Origin of the sequence: Rhizobium sp. Pop5 (genome assembly GCF_024721175.1) — a bacterium.
Lineage (GTDB): Bacteria > Pseudomonadota > Alphaproteobacteria > Rhizobiales > Rhizobiaceae > Rhizobium.
Map to the genome: position 1 here is coordinate 300,576 of NZ_CP099402.1, position 14,987 is coordinate 315,562.

Sequence of the window (14,987 nt, forward strand, 5' to 3'; positions counted from 1 at the left end):
TGAAGTCGTCGTGACACGCGCCGCCGGAGAGGCTATAGGCGTCGTGGTCAGTTCAAAAGGCCGGCAACCCCGGTCACGTCAGCCGTCGATCCGTCTACCATTTAGAGGTGCATTTCCATGCCGATGGGTTCCGAGCATCCGCTGCGCAGGGAGTTGCATGACGAGCTGCATGCGCGGCCGTCGCTTTACTTCGATGGCGATACCGATGTCTGGCATGTCGCCATCGTCGGCGACAACGGCTCGCCTCCGCTGCCGGTTTCCCTGCCGGGATTGGAGGACGTCTCGACCACTCTCGGAGGCAACCACGGCATCGGCCGCTTCGGCGACGGCCGGCTGAAATGGGAGGCGCATACCGAGTTCCTCACCCTCACCTTCGTCACGCCGGCAGCGTCTGCGCCCGGCAGCCATCCGCCCGAGGCTTTCCAGGCCTGCTGCGACAGGATCGACGGAAAGGTGATCGCCGCCGTCCGGGTGCTGGTGCGTGACGAGAAGGACGGTCTCGAAAAACCCAACCTCGACTACGTCGCCTCCAAGGTCGGCGGCGGCGATGCCGAAGTGCATTCGAATTTCCGCCTGAGCGAGGGCGGTTTCGTCGAATTCCTGTTCTTCAACCGCAACCTTAACGCCTATCGCACCGGCCGCATGGTCCGGCGCGTCCTCGAAATCGAAACCTACAGGATGATGTCGATGCTGGCGATGCCGATGGCGCGCGAGACCATCTCGCAGCTCTCGGCCTTCGACCGGCGCCTCGATCTCCTGATCACGCACATGCAAAGCGCAGTCAAAGTCGACAAGGCGCTGCTTTCCGAAGTGACCAGGCTCTCCTCCGACGTCCTCAACTTCTCGGCCCTTGCGCGCCACCGCTTCGGGGCGACGAAAGCCTATGCCGAGATCGTCGCCAGCCGGGTATCGGAGCTGCGCGAGGAGCGCGTCGAGCAGCGCCAGCGGATCGGCACCTTCATCGGACGGCGCTTCCAGCCGGCCGTGCGTTCCGTGCATGCCGCAGAGCGCCGCCTCGATGAACTCGCCGAACGGGTCAGTCTCGCCGGCGATCTGCTCAGAACCACCGTGCAGGTTCAGCTCGAAGATCAGAACGCTTCGCTGCTGACCTCGATGGAAGAGAGGGCGCGCATCCAGGTGCACATCCAGCAGGCGGTCGAAGGCTTCTCCGTCATCGCCATCACCTATTACACCGTCGGCCTCGCCAAGATCTGCCTCGAAAGCATTTCCGAACTGGGCGTCGATCCGCATATGGCCAAGCTCGCCGTGCTCGCAGCCATCCCGCTGGTGCTCTTCGCCGTCTGGACCGCCGTTCGTCACGTTCGCAGAAGCATTGCCGGCGCCCCGCACAGCCCGATATCCGGAAGCCACTGACACGCCACAGACACGCAAACGCCGCCGCCCTTTCGAGGCGGCGGCGTGTGCTTGCCTGCATCAGAGCGTCAGGAGGCCATTGCGTAATGGCGATGCTCCGACGCCCGGCCGCTGCGTGTCCTGAACCGCCGCAGCAATTCGGCAAGGCTTTCGGTTTCCTGCGTCAGGCTCTGCGCGGCGGCCGTGGTCTCTTCGACCATCGCGGCGTTCTGCTGCGTGACCTTGTCCATCTGGTCGCCGGCGGCCGAAACCTCGCGCAGGCTTGTGGCCTGCTCGCGGGCCGCCACCGCGATCTCGGCGACGGTCGCATTCATCGCAGTCACCTGCTCGACGATCTGTTCGAGCGAAACGCCGGATTCGCCGACCAGCTCCACGCCCGCCTTGACCTGCGTCGAGGAGGTGGAGATCAGTTGCTTGATCTCTCTTGCCGCATTGGCCGAGCGCTGGGCGAGTTCGCGCACCTCCTGGGCGACGACGGCAAAACCCTTGCCCGCTTCGCCCGCACGGGCCGCCTCGACGCCGGCATTCAGCGCCAGCAGGTTGGTCTGGAAGGCGATCTCGTCGATGACGCCGATGATGTTGCCGATCTTCGACGACGAGTTCTGGATTTCCGTCATCGCAGCGATGGCGCGGGAGACGATCTCGCCGCCCTTTGCGGCATTGGTGCGGGCGGTCGCAACGACAGCCTGAGCGCGGCTGGCGCCCTCTGCCGTTCCGTTGACGCCGCGGGTGACGTCTCCGAGGGCCGCGACGGTTTCCTCGAGCGACGCGGCCTGCTGCTCGGTGCGGCGGGCAAGATCGTTGGAGGCCGTCGAGATTTCGGCAAGGCCGGAGCGGATGGTCGTGACCGCGCGGATGACGGAATCGATCACCTCTTCGAGGCTGGCGACCGAGCTGTTGAAGTGATCGCGGATCCTGACATAGCGATGATCGACGTCGCCGACGCGCACGGAGAGATCGCCCTTCGAGAGCGCGTCGAGACCGAGCGAAATCTGGCGGAAGGCATGCTCCATCACCTGCGCGTCGCTGAGGCGCTCGGCTTCCTGGCGCAGCCGTTCTTCTTCGGCGGCCAGCCGTGCGCGTTCGGCATTGGCTTCGGCAATCAGCTTGGCACGGCCCGTTTCCTGGAAGACCTTCAACGAACGCGCCATGGCGCCGAGTTCATGACGATGTTCGACGCCCGTGATCACGATGGCCTCGTCGCCGCGGGCAAGCTGCTGCATGGATTGCGCCATGCCGCGAACGGCGGAAGAAATCAGCCGGCCGACGAAATAGGAGAGCACGAGACCGATGACGATCAGGAGGCCGCTGATGACCAGCGTCGCGCTGGTCGCCGAGGAGACCATGGATTCGACGGAACCGTCCAAGTCCTTCTGCGCGCCGGTGACCGTCGCCTGCAGATCCTTGAATTCGCCCGATATTTTCGGCGCGAGCACGTTGAGCTGCGTCTGGCGGACATTGCCGGAGGCCTGCAGCACGTCCTTCATGTCGACGAGGCGGGCGGTGTAGTTCTGCATGAGCTGGCCGGCGCCCATCAAGCGCTTCTTCTGCAGTTCGTTCTTCGCGGCCGCGGCGGCGGCATCGTTAAGCGAAACCGCTTCGGCAAGAGCAGCCTGCGCCGTGTCGTAAGCGGCAAAATCGTTGGAATGCACGAAGCGTTCGGAGAAATAGAGGCTGCGGTTCAGCGCCTCCAGCGTCGCCGCCGTCATGTGCAGCAGAGCCACGTCGTTCTGGCGCCAGGCGCTGCGCATGACGTCGTTGAGCGCGATGCTGGTCCAGGGGCCGAATTCGGTGACCTTGGAGATCAGCAGGTCACGGCGGGCCTGAAGCGAGACGATTTGTTCGAAGGCCTTGCCGTAGGCGGCGATGTCCTGACGGATCGTCGCAAGACCAGACTGCAGATCCTTGTTGCCGGCAAAACGCGGATCATCCGCTTCGAAAGCCTTCACGCCGGCGCGAAAACTGTCGACGACCGCCTGGGTCGGCGTGGAGCGGAAGGCTTCCGCCGACATCTGTATCTCGTGCAGCTGATCGCTGTAGCCGGAGATGGCGAGGCTCTGGCCTGCTGTGGCGCGGTAGGATGCGAAGATCGAGGCGAGCCCGTTCATGCCCGAAATCGCGCTGACGGTGAGCAGGCTCATCAGCAGGATCAACGGCACGAAACCCGAGGTGATCTGTGCGCGAATGCCGAATTTATTCCAGAAATGCAACATTATGACCCTCTTATGCTCACTGGCTCTTCGGCAGGTACTTGGCGATGTTGTCAGGTGTCACGAGTTCGAAGGGAACGTTGTTTTCGCGCGGCACCTTCTCCTTGTTGGCGAGCTTCACGGCGGCATCGACCGCGGCCGCGCCCTGCCCGACGGCGCTCTGGAGAATGGTGACATCGAGATCGCCTGATACCATCGCGGCGAGCGCATCGTCGGTCGCATCGACACCGGCGACGACGACATCCTTCATCGGCATGCCGGCCTTCTTCATGGCGCGGATCGCGCCAAGCGCCATCTCATCATTGTTGGCGATAACAGCGTCGAACTTGACGCCGGCGGCGAGCCATTCCTGCATCTGCTGATCGGCGTAGTCGCGTGACCAATAGGCCGCCTGCCGCTCGACGATCTCGAGACCCTTGCATTCCGGTGTCGCGATCACGTCCGAAATGTCCTGGGTGCGGGCGCGGGCAGCGGCGTGGAAGGGTTCGCCCATCAGCACGACGACGCGGCCCTTGCCCTTGAGGAGCGCGCAGACCTGCTTGGTCTCCAGCGTTCCGGATTCCTTCTCGTTGGAGGCAACCACCACCTGATTTTCCGGCAGGTCGAGCAGGTTGGAGGGGACGTTGTTGATGTAAACCAGCGGAATGCCGGCATCCGCCGCCATCTTGGTCATTTGCGGCCCGAGGTCGCCATCGGAAACCGCCAGGATGATCGCGTCGACCTTGTCGGCGATGAGCTTCTGGACCTGCTGTTTCTGCAGCTCGTTGTCGCCCTTGGCGTTTTCGGTGACGAGCTTGAGGCCGGAGATCGTCTGGCCATGTGAGACGACACCGTTGAGGAGCACCGTCCTGAATTTGTCGAGATCGGACATCGAGACGCCGATCGTCTGGGCGTTGGCGACGGAGACGGACATCGCCAGGGCGATGGATGCGAGCGTTGCAGTTCTCATGAATTTTCCTGCGCGAACTGGATAGAATTTCGTTTATTTCAAATCATAGTTAAATTTTACTTTGCGCAGGCAAACGAAAATGAACCGGCGGCCAGCCGGTTTGGAAAAGCATCAAGCCAGACTTGATGGGATGAAATCAAGTCTTTGTTTATTATGATAAATCATCGCCCGCCGAAGCCGGAGCTGACGCTGATGCCCTTGTAGATCACTCTTTGCAGCACGATCGCCAGGATGACGCCCGGCACCATGGAGATGGTCGCGCCGGCCATGATGTAGTTCCAGGCAGTGCCCTGCCGTGTCTGGAACAGCGTGAGGCCGAGCGGCAGCGTGGCCTTGTCGAGACCGCTCGTGGCGATCAGCGGCCAGAGGAAGCTCTTCCATTGGGCGATGAAGGTGAAGAGCGCGAGCAGACCGATCGCCGGCATGGCAAGCGGAACGATGACCGCGACGAGAATGCGCAGGCGCGAAGCCCCATCCATCATCGCCGCCTCGTCGAGGTCCTTCGGAATGCCGAGGATGAACTGGCGCAGCAGGAAGGTGCCGAAGGAAGAGAAGGCGACCGGCAGGATCATGCCATGATAGGTGTTGATCCAGCCGAGCTTGCTGACGACGAGGAAAAGCGGGATGACCAGCATCACCTGCGGGATCATCAGCGTGCTGAGATAGGTGAGCAGCATCCCTTCCCGGCAGGGGAACTTCAGCCGGGCGAAAGCATAGGCGGAAAGGCAGGATACCACGATCACGATCGCGGTGACGCCGCAGGCGACGATGACGGAATTCAGCAGGAAAATCCCGAAGGGCAACGAAACCAGGGCCTCGACGAAGTTGCCCCACTGATACGCCTCGGGAAAGATGCGAACCGGCACGGCCAGCACCTCCTCATTGGAGCGCACCGCGTTCGACACCATCCAGAAGAAGGGAAAGAGAAAAAGCAGCGCGACCAGCGAAAGTCCGGCATAGCTCGCGAAGGCGCCGATGCGCCGCAGCAGGCGATGCCGGTTGGCCGAGACGGAATGCGGAGGCCGTGAGATCGGGCTATTCGTCATAATGCACCCATTTGCGCTGCATGCGGAACTGCAGGATGGTGAGCGCCATGATCATGACGAACATCACCCAGGCGAGAGCGGAGGCATAGCCCATCTGGAAATTGGTAAAGCCCTTCTGATAGATGGCGAAACCGAGTGTCGCCGTCGCCGAGCCCGGGCCGCCGCGCGTCATGGCAAAGATCTCGTCGAAGACCTGCAGCGAGGTGATGGCCGTCATGACGGTGGCGAAGAAGACCGTGGGCGAGATGAGCGGCAGCCGGATGCGCCAGAAGCGCCGCCAAGGCCCGGCACCGTCGATCATCGCCGCTTCGAGATATTGCTTCGGCACCAGGTCGAGCGCCGCGTTGAACATCACGACGTTGTAGCCGACATTGGCCCAGAGGGTGACGAGCACGACCGCCTGCATTGCCCAGCTCGAGCTCAGCAGGAAATTCGGCAGGCCGAGACCGAGCGAACGGATGATGGTGTCGGCCAGCCCATCCGGCGTGAAGATCAACAGCCACACCACGGAGGCGGCGATCGTCGGGGTAAAGGTCGGCAGGAAGAAGATCACCCGGAAGATCGCCTTGCCGTGTTTCAGGCTCGATATCCAGACGGCGAGCGTCAGCGAGACGATGACGTTCAGCGCCAGATATTCGACGGCGAAGAACAGCGTGTTGCTCAATATGGTGTAGAAGGCCGGATCGACCGTGAAGAGCTTGATGTAATTCTGAAAGCCGACGAAGGCCGGCGTCGAGATCAGCTGCCAGTTGGTAAAACTGAGGGCCAGCGACGCCATGATCGGCAGGGCTATGAAGATCATGAAACCGAGGAAGCTCGGCAGCAGGAACACCATCGCCGTCTGCGTCTCCGGCTTCAGGAAGCGCCGTGACTGAACGGGCTGCAAGGGAAGTTCGGCGACGGCGCTTTCCGACATATCTTCCTCCATGCGCGGCAATTCCTGCCAGAGCGAGAGCTGGCGCATGACCCCAGTGGTAATCGATTTCGCAGGGATCATGCGCGGATTCAAAGCGACGGTGCGTCCCGTGACGCATGGCGCCTATTGCTGCGCGAGGCTCTGGATGGCGTCCATCGTCTGCTTGGCGTCGGCGCTGCCGGCGAAGGCGGGCGGGAAGTACTGGTTGAAGAGGTTTTCCACCGCCGCCCAGTTATTGGTGATCACGTAGGGCACGGAATGCGCCAGGGAATAGTCGATGGCCTCGCCGCCATTGGTGATGTCCTTGGCCGCCACCTTGTACCAGGAGGATTGCGAAGCGGTGCGCGCCGGCAGCGCACGCCCTCCCTCGGCAAGGTAGGCCAGTGCTTCCGGGCTGGTCAGCACCTGGATCGCCTTCCAGGCCGCATCCTTGTTCTTGCTCGTCGTGGCAATGCCGAAACCCGAGCCCGCGGTGACGGCCGAAAGCTCCCCTTGGTCGCGCGGCAGGGTGGTGAGGCCGATCTTGAAGTTGGCCTTGCCCTTCATGCCGATGATCGACCAGGGACCGTCGATATACATGGCGACGTTGCCCGAATTGAACCGGCCCTGGATGACGTTGCCGGCATCGGCGCTGGAGGGCACCAGCGGCGCGATCTTGTCCTTGGCGGCAAAGCCGATCACCTTGTCGGCAGCGGCAACGGCGCTGGGATTGATCAGGTCGAGCTCCCCAGCGTCGTTTATATATTTGTCGCCCCAGGCCGAGGCCAGGACCGAATAGTTCTGCGGGGTGATGCCGAAACCGTACTTGCCGTCCTTCGTCAGCTTCTTGGCGGCATCGGTAAACTCGGCAAGCGTCCAGCCCGGCTTCGGCAGCGGAATACCAGCGGCTTCAAGCGCGTCCTGGTTATAGTAGATAACCCAGGGACCGACGTCATAGGGCAGCCCATAGAGCTGCTTGTCGACGGACATGCCGCCGATGATCGAAGGGGTGAAAGCACCGACGTCGAACTTGTCGGCGGCGATGCGATCGTTCAGCGGCTCGAGCAGCGAATAGAAATTCGGCATGCGCAGCGACTGCATGGAAACGATGTCGGCGAGCTGGCCAGATGCCGCCAGCACCGGCAGCCTGGTCCAGTAATCGACCCAGCCGGTCGTCGTCAGCGTCACCTTTATATCGGGATATTTGGCAGTCACCATATCCGCGAGGTGCTGCCAGCTCTTGGTATCGGCATCGGAACCGGTCCACATCTGCCAGGTCAGGTTGACCTGTTCGGCCGATGCGGCTGTGGCAAAAAGGCTGCTGCCGATTGCGGCAAGCATAAGCGTTTTCTTCAACACCTTCATGGGTTTCTCCTCCCTCCATGAACGCAATGGACACGCAAGTGGGATCGACTACGCCTTGAGGACGATCTCGATCACCGGCACGGTGACATCGGGTCGCCGGACCGGCAGTTCGAGCATGACGATGCCTTCCGGCACCATCACGCCGACATTGGGATCCACATCCCTGGTGTGGGTAAGCCAGCGCACCTCGCTGGCGTCGTGCAGGAACTGCATATAGGCGATCCTGCCGGCGATGCCCTCGACATGGATGTGGCGGTAAGGCCAGTTATAGACATGCAGGTAGAGCCGGTTGCCGCGCTGGGTATAGCGGCAGCCGGCCGGCGCCGGAAGTTCCGACGGGCCGGCTCCATAGATGGAGCGCCCGTTGACCTCAATCCATTTCCGGTAGACTTCGAGCGCCTCGATGGCGCGCGCATCGAACGTGCCCCGCCCGGTCGGGCCGACATTCATCAGCAGGTTGCCGCCGAGCGCAACGGAATCGATCAGCAGCTGGATGATCTGTTCCGGGCTCTTCCAGCTATCCTCGTCACGGTGATAGCCCCAGGAGCCGCTGAAGGTGTGGCAGGCTTCCCAGAGCACACCCTGGCTGGCGATGGCAGGCGCCACGCGGGGCGTGTATTGTTCCGGCGTTGTGATGTCGGGCAAAGTTCCGGGCGGCAGGTCGAGGCGGTTGTTGATGATGATTTCGGGTTGCAGCTCGCGCGCCAGCGCGACCAGCCGCTCGCTCTGCCAGTCGTCACGTCCCTTGCCGGGCAGGCCGCGATATTCGCGCGCAGGCCCGGGATAGCTGAAATCGAACCAGATGATGTCGACGCGGCCGAAGCCGGTCAGCAGCTCGCGCACCTGTTCGCGCATATAGGCCGCGTAATTGGCGACGTTGCGGCTGGCATTCAGCGCCTTGGCTTCCGGATGGTTGCGCAAGGGATGGTGCAGGTCGATCGGGAAATCCGGATGGTGCCAGTCGAGCAGCGAATAGTAGAAGCCGACTTTCAACCCTTCGGCGCGGAAGGCCTCGACCAGCGGCGTCAGGAGATCCTTGCCGCAGGGCGTGTTCGGCGCCTTGTAATCGGTGAACTTGCTGTCCCAGAGGCAGAAACCCTCGTGATGCTTGGTCGTCACCACGACATATTTCATGCCGGCGAGACGGGCGCGGCGCGCCCATTCCTTGGGATCGTAGAGATCGGGATCGAAATTGTCGAAATAGCGCTGATAGTGGTCGTCGGTCAGCTCTTCGCGGTTCTTCAACCACTCATGCCGGGCGCCCAGGGCATAGAGGCCCCAGTGGATGAACATGCCGAGGCGGTCATGGCTGAACCAGGCGTGCTTTCCCGCTCCCGGCACCGAATTTTCAAGTTGGCGCTCCGAACTTGTCACAGGTTTCTCCTCCCTGTTTCCGATCCACATCATGTCGAACCGGTTCGGTGACGGATCATCTTGCCTGAACCTGCGCCTGTCAAGCCGAAATTCGGAAATCACAAAACTTTAGAGAGAGCCCCTATTTGTCGGACAATTGAGCAACGTATATTGCAACGGCGCATAAAATCTGACAAAAGAAGGCTTTAGAACCGGTTCGATAAATATGACGACCATACGTGACGTCGCGCGCATTGCGGGGGTTTCGATCTCCACCGTCTCGCTGGCGCTCAACAGCCCGAAGCGGGTCGGCGCCGAAACGCTCGACCGCATCCAGCAGGCGATAAAATCGACGGGCTACCGCATCGATCCGGTGGCCCAGACGCTGGCGCGCGGGCGAAGCTCGCTGATCGGCTTCGTTGCGGCCAATCTCGGCAACATGTTCTTCGGCGACGTCCGCCGAGAGATCGAACACCAGGCGCTCGACAACGGCTATTTCGTCCTGATCGCGGATTCCTCCGGCAGGGCCGATCTCGAGCGTGCGCTGCTGGAGCGGCTGGAGGCGCAGAAGATCGCCGGCATCGCGCTGGCGGCAAACGGACACGGCGAGGAATATGCAACCTTCCTGCGTGAGTTCAGGACGCCGATCGTGATGTTCGACCAGAAAGTGGAAGGTGCGGGACGCGATTTCGTCGGCTCCGACAATGCGCTGACGACGACCATCCTGACGGAGCACCTGCTGCAGCTCGGCCACCGGCGCATCGCCCTGATCTCAGGCCCGAGCAGCTTGTACACCGCCAACGAGCGCCTGACGGGATTCCTGAACACGATGGCCGGCGCCGGGGTCGAAGTCGATCCTTCGCTGGTGGTCGAGGGCGGCTATACCAGGGCCGGTGGCCACGCGCAGGCGATGCGCCTGCTCACTCGCCGCGACCGGCCGACCGCCATCATCGGCGCCAACAACATGACAGGCCTGGCGACCCTGCAGGTCATGCAGGAAATGGGCTTCCGCTGCCCCGACGACGTGTCGCTCGCCATGGTCGACGACGTGCCCTGGAGCAACGTCATCACCCCCCACATCACCATGGTCGTGCAGGATGCGCAGAAACTCGGCGAACTCGCCGCACAGCGCCTGCTTACTAGGATCGCAAGCCCCGAGGCCGCCGCCGAGCCGCCACGGGACATCATCCTCACGCCGAGATTCGTCCGAGGGGAATCGACCAGGCGGCTGTGACGGCTTTACCGATCCTCACGCCAAAGCCGTAATACATAGATTGTCGACTGCTGGATTTCATAGCGCAGCTCATAACGGCCGGCGAGAATGCGGCGCACCTCGCGAGGGTCGAACTCCTCAAGCCGCACCTCACCTCTGGCCGAAACCGAGCTATTCTGCATTCAAGGTTTGAAAAATAATCCGCTCGGAAAAACTATGAACCGTTGCTGATATCGCGGAGAAGAGCCAGGCCGCGCTGGTATTTTTCCGGGCTCTTGCCGGCTTGTTCGGCCTGCTGGAGATTGTCTTCAAGGTCGGCCTGCTTGACCGGCAAGGCGAACGGGTTTGCCGCCGCGCGCCTGACGAAATCGTCGTCCGGCTCGTCCGGCCGCCTCGTCAGGGCGTCCACGGCGGAGACCACTGCCGGCGAAAAGCCTTCCTCCCTCAGCCTGTCGAGCGTCCAGCCGCTTCCTTTCTCGACGACGTCGTGGAGGTAGGCGATCGTTCGCTCCTCGTCGCCGGAAACATTGCGTGCGACCCGCTGGCAGTGTTCGAAGTAGGGCCGGCCGGTCTTGTCCTTCTGCCCCTCATGCGCTTCGAGAGCGATCTGAACGGCATGATCGAAATGTTGCACGGGATCACGGCCCTCCGATCTTTCCGACCGAGGGCTTTTCGCGCCGGCGGCAATCTCGATCTCCGGCATTGTCTCGGCAGCCCTACCGGGCGTGGTTCGAGGCGGATCGAAGTCTCCGCTCTCGCCGGCCCCTTGAAGCAGGGCCGCATCGTCTCGGTCATCTTGGTCGATCATGTCCTGCAACGTCTCATACTCGTCCTCGCCGGCCAGTTCGTCGCAGGCCTGCAGCCAATGGCGCATCTCCGCGCCCTCGGGCCGGCCTTCGGCCTCCCAGATCTCGTAGGCGCGGCGACGAATCTGTTCGTGCTTGTCTATGGCCATGATCTCCTCCAATCCGGGCAGCCGATCGAGGACGTCAGACCGCCATCTCCCGGCAGCTTTCGACGCAGCTCGCCAGGCATCGATGCATTACCGTATGTCTCCGACCCTTTCGCGATTGGCTGCGCTCGAGGCTTTCAGGGCGTGTTGATGGTTGGAAGATAATGTTCCACCTGTTGGCGCTCAGCTCTTGAAAGCGTCTCCACCCGCTCCCTCCAGAAGTCCTCGGCCTCCGGGGGATCCGCCTCCCAGTGGCGCACCGTGATGATATTGTCGTCTATCTTGGCCCGGCGATGGCCGCCAAGACGCAGATATTCCCTGGCAAGCCGCAGGCTCTGGGTTTCGGTGTCGATCCCGGGGGCCGGTGTGTCTCTTGCGTTGCGCTGGGCGGCTTCCAATGCCCTTTTGCGATCGTTCTCCGCCTCTTCAGTATCGGCACAACGCGCATCGTCAGTGCCGCTCTCGGGCGGCACGGTGGATATGATAATCATGCCACGATCCTCCTTCCCTTGGTGCGAAGGCGCCATGGCCTGCCTCAAGGCGCGGGCGTCATGGATCAGCGTTCGCCATCGTGATCCAATAACCCTTGCAGGCCCGGAGAGTTCCGTCTCGCGCGGATGGAAGTGAAGATTGATTGAAGCCGGACGGCGTCAGTGAACGGCCATGCTCACCATGCGATAGGGATGGACGGCCTCGAACTGCAGGATCATCGCCGTTGCCTCCTGCAAAACACGTTCGGCATTTTCCGGATCGTCACGGGCGAGCTCGTCGGCATTGACGCGGATCGCCTCGGCCATGTTGGTGGAAAGGTCCGCAAACTGCCTGTTGCCTTCGACCAGCGCCTCGCGCGCCGTATCTTCCAGCGTACGAGCGATATCGACGAAGATTTCTTCGCGTTCCTCGATGCTGAGGTCTTTGATTAGATTGGTTTTCTCTTCCATTTCAGCCACTCCTGAAGACGTGGGACACAACCGAGCTCATCGAGCCTCGATCACCCAGAGCTGGGAATGCCGAAATCCGGTTTCAAGCCTTGAGGCAGCCTGAACTCGCCTTCGAAATCCGAGCGCGACGACTATCGCCTTTATTTCCAACGCGGAAACCGATTTTCCGTTCCCGGGCGGCGTTGGCACTCAACGATCGAGAGTGCCAAATTTTTCCTCCAGCCTCTTGAAATCGCCACCCGCCAAACCAGATCATTTGCACGAAACGCTCGCGGCTCCGCACCCGCCCGCGTGGGTTCGGCAGGCCACTGAGCGAGGTCCCCGCCTGGCTGAGCATCCAGTCCGGCCGGGAGCAACACCATCGTTTACCCATGGAGGAAGACATGTCGTTCCGACCGCTTCACGATCGCATTCTCGTCCGCCGGGTCAGCTCCGAGGAAAAGACCAAGGGCGGCATCATCATCCCCGACACCGCCAAGGAGAAGCCGCAGGAAGGCGAAGTCATCGCCGCCGGACCCGGCGCGCGCAACGACGCCGGCCAGATCCAGCCGCTCGACGTCAAGGTCGGCGACCGCATCCTGTTCGGCAAATGGTCCGGCACCGAGATCAAGATCAACGGCGAAGAGCTGCTGATCATGAAGGAGAGCGATGTGATGGGCATCATCGAGGCGCAGGGCGAAAAGCAACAGGCCGCCTGAGACAGCCTGCCCATACGAATAACGCCAGCTGCCTATGAAGGAGTGAGGACATGGCTGCTAAAGAAGTCAAATTCAGCGTCGAAGCCCGCGACAAGCTGCTGCGCGGCGTCGATATTCTCGCCGATGCGGTCAAGGTCACGCTCGGCCCGAAGGGCCGCAATGTCGTGATCGACAAGTCCTTCGGCGCGCCGCGCGTCACCAAGGACGGCGTTTCGGTCGCCAAGGAAATCGAACTCGAAGACAAGTTCGAGAATATGGGCGCCCAGATGGTCCGCGAAGTCGCTTCGAAGACCAGCGACATCGCCGGCGACGGCACGACGACCGCAACCGTTCTTGCCCAGGCGATCGTTCGCGAAGGCGCCAAGGCCGTTGCCGCCGGCATGAACCCGATGGACCTGAAGCGCGGCATCGATCTCGCGGTCAGCGCCATTGTCGGCGAACTGAAGACCAACGCCCGCAAAATCTCCAACAATTCCGAGATCGCCCAGGTCGGCACGATCTCCGCCAATGGCGATGCCGAAATCGGCCGCTTCCTGGCGGAAGCCATGGAAAAGGTCGGCAATGACGGTGTCATCACCGTCGAGGAAGCCAAGACCGCGGAGACCGAACTCGAAGTCGTCGAAGGCATGCAGTTCGACCGCGGCTATTTGAGCCCCTATTTCGTCACCAATCCGGACAAGATGCGGACCGAGTTCGAGGATCCCTATATCCTGCTGCACGAGAAGAAACTCTCGAACCTGCAGTCGATGCTCCCGGTTCTCGAAGCCGTCGTCCAGACCGGCAAGCCGCTCCTCATCATCGCTGAAGACGTCGAAGGCGAAGCCCTCGCAACCCTCGTCGTCAACAAGCTACGCGGCGGCCTCAAGATCGCTGCCGTCAAGGCTCCGGGCTTCGGCGACCGCCGCAAGGCCATGCTGGAAGACATCGCCGTCCTGACTGCCGGCACCGTCATCGCCGAAGATCTCGGCATCAAGCTCGAAAGCGTCACGCTCGACATGCTCGGCCGTGCCAAGAAGATTTCGATCGAAAAGGAGAACACGACCATCATCGACGGCGTCGGGTCGAAATCGGACATCTCGGGCCGCATCGCTCAGATCAAGGCGCAGATCGAAGAAACCACCTCCGACTACGATCGCGAGAAGCTGCAGGAACGTCTTGCCAAGCTCGCCGGCGGCGTTGCCGTCATCCGCGTCGGCGGTTCGACGGAAGTCGAAGTGAAGGAAAAGAAGGACCGCGTCGACGACGCGCTGCATGCAACCCGCGCGGCGGTCGAGGAAGGCATCCTGCCGGGCGGCGGCGTGGCGCTGCTGCGCGCCGTCAAGGCACTCGACACCGTCAAGACCGCCAATGACGAGCAGCGTGTCGGCATCGACATCGTCCGCCGCGCACTCGAAGCGCCGGCGCGCCAAATCGCCGAAAACGCCGGGGCGGAAGGCTCTGTTATCGTCGGCAAACTGCGTGAGAAGAGCGAATTCTCCTATGGCTGGAACGCCCAGACAGGCGAATATGGCGACCTCTACGCCCAGGGCGTCATCGATCCGGCCAAGGTGGTTCGCACCGCGCTTCAGGATGCCTCGTCGATCGCCGGTCTCCTCGTCACGACGGAAGCCATGATCGCCGAGAAGCCTAAGAAGGAGGCTGCTCCTGCAATGCCTCCCGGCGGCATGGATTTCTGACAATCACCGGCCTGTCCGCATCGCCGGACGGGCCTTTTTTCCGAGGGAATGGAGATGGTTCAAACGATCGTAAACCGATCGCAGGTTCCGCTGGACTCCTGCGATCTCGAAACCTGCCAGCGCGTCTTCGACAAGATCAGATCCGACTACGCGGTGGCCAAGGACAGCGACGAAGCCGAACGAATGGCGGGTATCATCATCGAGCTCTACCGGCAAGGCGTGCGCGATCCCGTTCACCTGCGGGTGATGGTCGAGGCCGCCCGCGGCCTGTTCGCGCCAGCAAGTGGCGATGAGCCGACGTCCTGATTTGCCATG

At 62.0% G+C, this 14,987-nt stretch carries 14 protein-coding genes and 2 pseudogenes; 5 read left to right on the forward strand and 11 right to left on the reverse strand.

What is annotated here, in order from left to right; genetic code table 11:
* The first annotated feature begins 117 nt into the window (after nucleotides 1-117).
* Nucleotides 118-1,374, forward strand: coding sequence for a DUF3422 domain-containing protein (locus tag NE852_RS29435; protein WP_258157163.1), 1,257 nt, complete (start codon nucleotides 118-120; stop codon nucleotides 1,372-1,374).
* Between the two features lie 68 nt (nucleotides 1,375-1,442).
* On the opposite strand, the gene NE852_RS29440 is transcribed toward NE852_RS29435, so the two are convergent.
* The 6 genes from NE852_RS29440 to NE852_RS29465 form a co-directional block, all read right to left on the reverse strand.
* Nucleotides 1,443-3,587, reverse strand: a complete 2,145-nt coding sequence (locus NE852_RS29440) for a methyl-accepting chemotaxis protein (protein ID WP_008532237.1) — start codon at nucleotides 3,585-3,587, stop codon at nucleotides 1,443-1,445.
* 16 nt (nucleotides 3,588-3,603) lie between these two features.
* Nucleotides 3,604-4,533, reverse strand: a complete 930-nt coding sequence (locus tag NE852_RS29445; protein WP_008532236.1) for a substrate-binding domain-containing protein — start codon at nucleotides 4,531-4,533, stop codon at nucleotides 3,604-3,606.
* A 161-nt stretch (nucleotides 4,534-4,694) separates the two neighbouring features.
* A complete protein-coding gene (locus tag NE852_RS29450) occupies nucleotides 4,695-5,579 on the reverse strand; it encodes a carbohydrate ABC transporter permease (RefSeq protein WP_258157164.1) in 885 nt (294 codons plus the stop codon).
* On the reverse strand, nucleotides 5,569-6,543 hold the full coding sequence (locus NE852_RS29455) for a carbohydrate ABC transporter permease (RefSeq protein WP_008532234.1): 975 nt from the start codon (nucleotides 6,541-6,543) through the stop codon (nucleotides 5,569-5,571). The genes NE852_RS29450 and NE852_RS29455 overlap by 11 nt, the downstream gene beginning before the upstream one ends.
* A 75-nt stretch (nucleotides 6,544-6,618) precedes the next feature.
* Nucleotides 6,619-7,839, reverse strand: coding sequence for a sugar ABC transporter substrate-binding protein (locus NE852_RS29460; RefSeq protein ID WP_008532233.1), 1,221 nt, complete (start codon nucleotides 7,837-7,839; stop codon nucleotides 6,619-6,621).
* A 48-nt stretch (nucleotides 7,840-7,887) separates the two neighbouring features.
* Nucleotides 7,888-9,213: an alpha-L-fucosidase gene (locus NE852_RS29465; protein ID WP_008532232.1), complete on the reverse strand. Its 1,326-nt coding sequence runs from the start codon at nucleotides 9,211-9,213 to the stop codon at nucleotides 7,888-7,890.
* A 205-nt stretch (nucleotides 9,214-9,418) separates the two neighbouring features.
* Here NE852_RS29465 and NE852_RS29470 point away from each other — a divergent pair, with 205 nt between their 5' ends.
* On the forward strand, nucleotides 9,419-10,426 hold the full coding sequence (locus NE852_RS29470) for a LacI family DNA-binding transcriptional regulator (RefSeq protein WP_008532231.1): 1,008 nt from the start codon (nucleotides 9,419-9,421) through the stop codon (nucleotides 10,424-10,426).
* Nucleotides 10,427-10,431: 5 nt separating this feature from the next.
* On the opposite strand, the pseudogene NE852_RS29475 reads toward NE852_RS29470, so the two are convergent.
* From NE852_RS29475 to NE852_RS29495, 5 genes and pseudogenes are all read right to left on the reverse strand, one after another.
* Nucleotides 10,432-10,551: pseudogene (locus NE852_RS29475) on the reverse strand (type II toxin-antitoxin system RelE/ParE family toxin); the annotation flags it as partial.
* Nucleotides 10,552-10,619: 68 nt separating this feature from the next.
* Nucleotides 10,620-11,039, reverse strand: a complete 420-nt coding sequence (locus NE852_RS29480; protein WP_008532228.1) for an HD domain-containing protein — start codon at nucleotides 11,037-11,039, stop codon at nucleotides 10,620-10,622.
* Nucleotides 11,040-11,360 (reverse strand): annotated as a pseudogene (locus NE852_RS29485) (DUF2934 domain-containing protein); the annotation flags it as partial.
* A gap of 134 nt (nucleotides 11,361-11,494) precedes the next feature.
* Nucleotides 11,495-11,848 carry a hypothetical protein gene (locus NE852_RS29490; RefSeq protein WP_008532227.1) on the reverse strand — a complete coding sequence of 118 codons (354 nt, stop codon included), beginning with the start codon at nucleotides 11,846-11,848 and terminating at the stop codon, nucleotides 11,495-11,497.
* A 159-nt stretch (nucleotides 11,849-12,007) separates the two neighbouring features.
* Nucleotides 12,008-12,298, reverse strand: a complete 291-nt coding sequence (locus NE852_RS29495) for a hypothetical protein (RefSeq protein WP_008532226.1) — start codon at nucleotides 12,296-12,298, stop codon at nucleotides 12,008-12,010.
* Nucleotides 12,299-12,681: 383 nt separating this feature from the next.
* Here NE852_RS29495 and NE852_RS29500 point away from each other — a divergent pair, with 383 nt between their 5' ends.
* The 3 genes from NE852_RS29500 to NE852_RS29510 are packed head-to-tail and all read left to right on the forward strand — an operon-like array spanning nucleotide 12,682 to nucleotide 14,978.
* Entirely contained in the window at nucleotides 12,682-12,996 is a 315-nt protein-coding gene (locus tag NE852_RS29500; protein WP_008532225.1) for a co-chaperone GroES, read from the forward strand.
* Nucleotides 12,997-13,046: 50 nt separating this feature from the next.
* Nucleotides 13,047-14,672 (forward strand): chaperonin GroEL, encoded by a 1,626-nt coding sequence (gene groL, locus NE852_RS29505; protein WP_008532224.1) that lies wholly within the window; start codon nucleotides 13,047-13,049, stop codon nucleotides 14,670-14,672.
* A 54-nt stretch (nucleotides 14,673-14,726) separates the two neighbouring features.
* A complete protein-coding gene (locus NE852_RS29510) occupies nucleotides 14,727-14,978 on the forward strand; it encodes a hypothetical protein (RefSeq protein ID WP_037173836.1) in 252 nt (83 codons plus the stop codon).
* The last annotated feature ends 9 nt before the right edge of the window (nucleotides 14,979-14,987 follow it).

Coding starts and splice junctions, on each gene's coding strand:
- NE852_RS29470 (WP_008532231.1), top strand. CDS start 9,419: ATGACGACCATACGTGACGTCGCGCGCATTGCGGGGGTTTCGATCTCC.
- NE852_RS29500 (WP_008532225.1), top strand. CDS start 12,682: ATGTCGTTCCGACCGCTTCACGATCGCATTCTCGTCCGCCGGGTCAGC.
- NE852_RS29445 (WP_008532236.1), bottom strand. CDS start 4,533: ATGAGAACTGCAACGCTCGCATCCATCGCCCTGGCGATGTCCGTCTCC.
- NE852_RS29495 (WP_008532226.1), bottom strand. CDS start 12,298: ATGGAAGAGAAAACCAATCTAATCAAAGACCTCAGCATCGAGGAACGC.
- NE852_RS29455 (WP_008532234.1), bottom strand. CDS start 6,543: ATGCGCCAGCTCTCGCTCTGGCAGGAATTGCCGCGCATGGAGGAAGAT.
- NE852_RS29490 (WP_008532227.1), bottom strand. CDS start 11,848: ATGATTATCATATCCACCGTGCCGCCCGAGAGCGGCACTGACGATGCG.
- NE852_RS29435 (WP_258157163.1), top strand. CDS start 118: ATGCCGATGGGTTCCGAGCATCCGCTGCGCAGGGAGTTGCATGACGAG.
- groL (WP_008532224.1), top strand. CDS start 13,047: ATGGCTGCTAAAGAAGTCAAATTCAGCGTCGAAGCCCGCGACAAGCTG.
- NE852_RS29440 (WP_008532237.1), bottom strand. CDS start 3,587: ATGTTGCATTTCTGGAATAAATTCGGCATTCGCGCACAGATCACCTCG.
- NE852_RS29460 (WP_008532233.1), bottom strand. CDS start 7,839: ATGAAGGTGTTGAAGAAAACGCTTATGCTTGCCGCAATCGGCAGCAGC.
- NE852_RS29450 (WP_258157164.1), bottom strand. CDS start 5,579: ATGACGAATAGCCCGATCTCACGGCCTCCGCATTCCGTCTCGGCCAAC.
- NE852_RS29510 (WP_037173836.1), top strand. CDS start 14,727: ATGGTTCAAACGATCGTAAACCGATCGCAGGTTCCGCTGGACTCCTGC.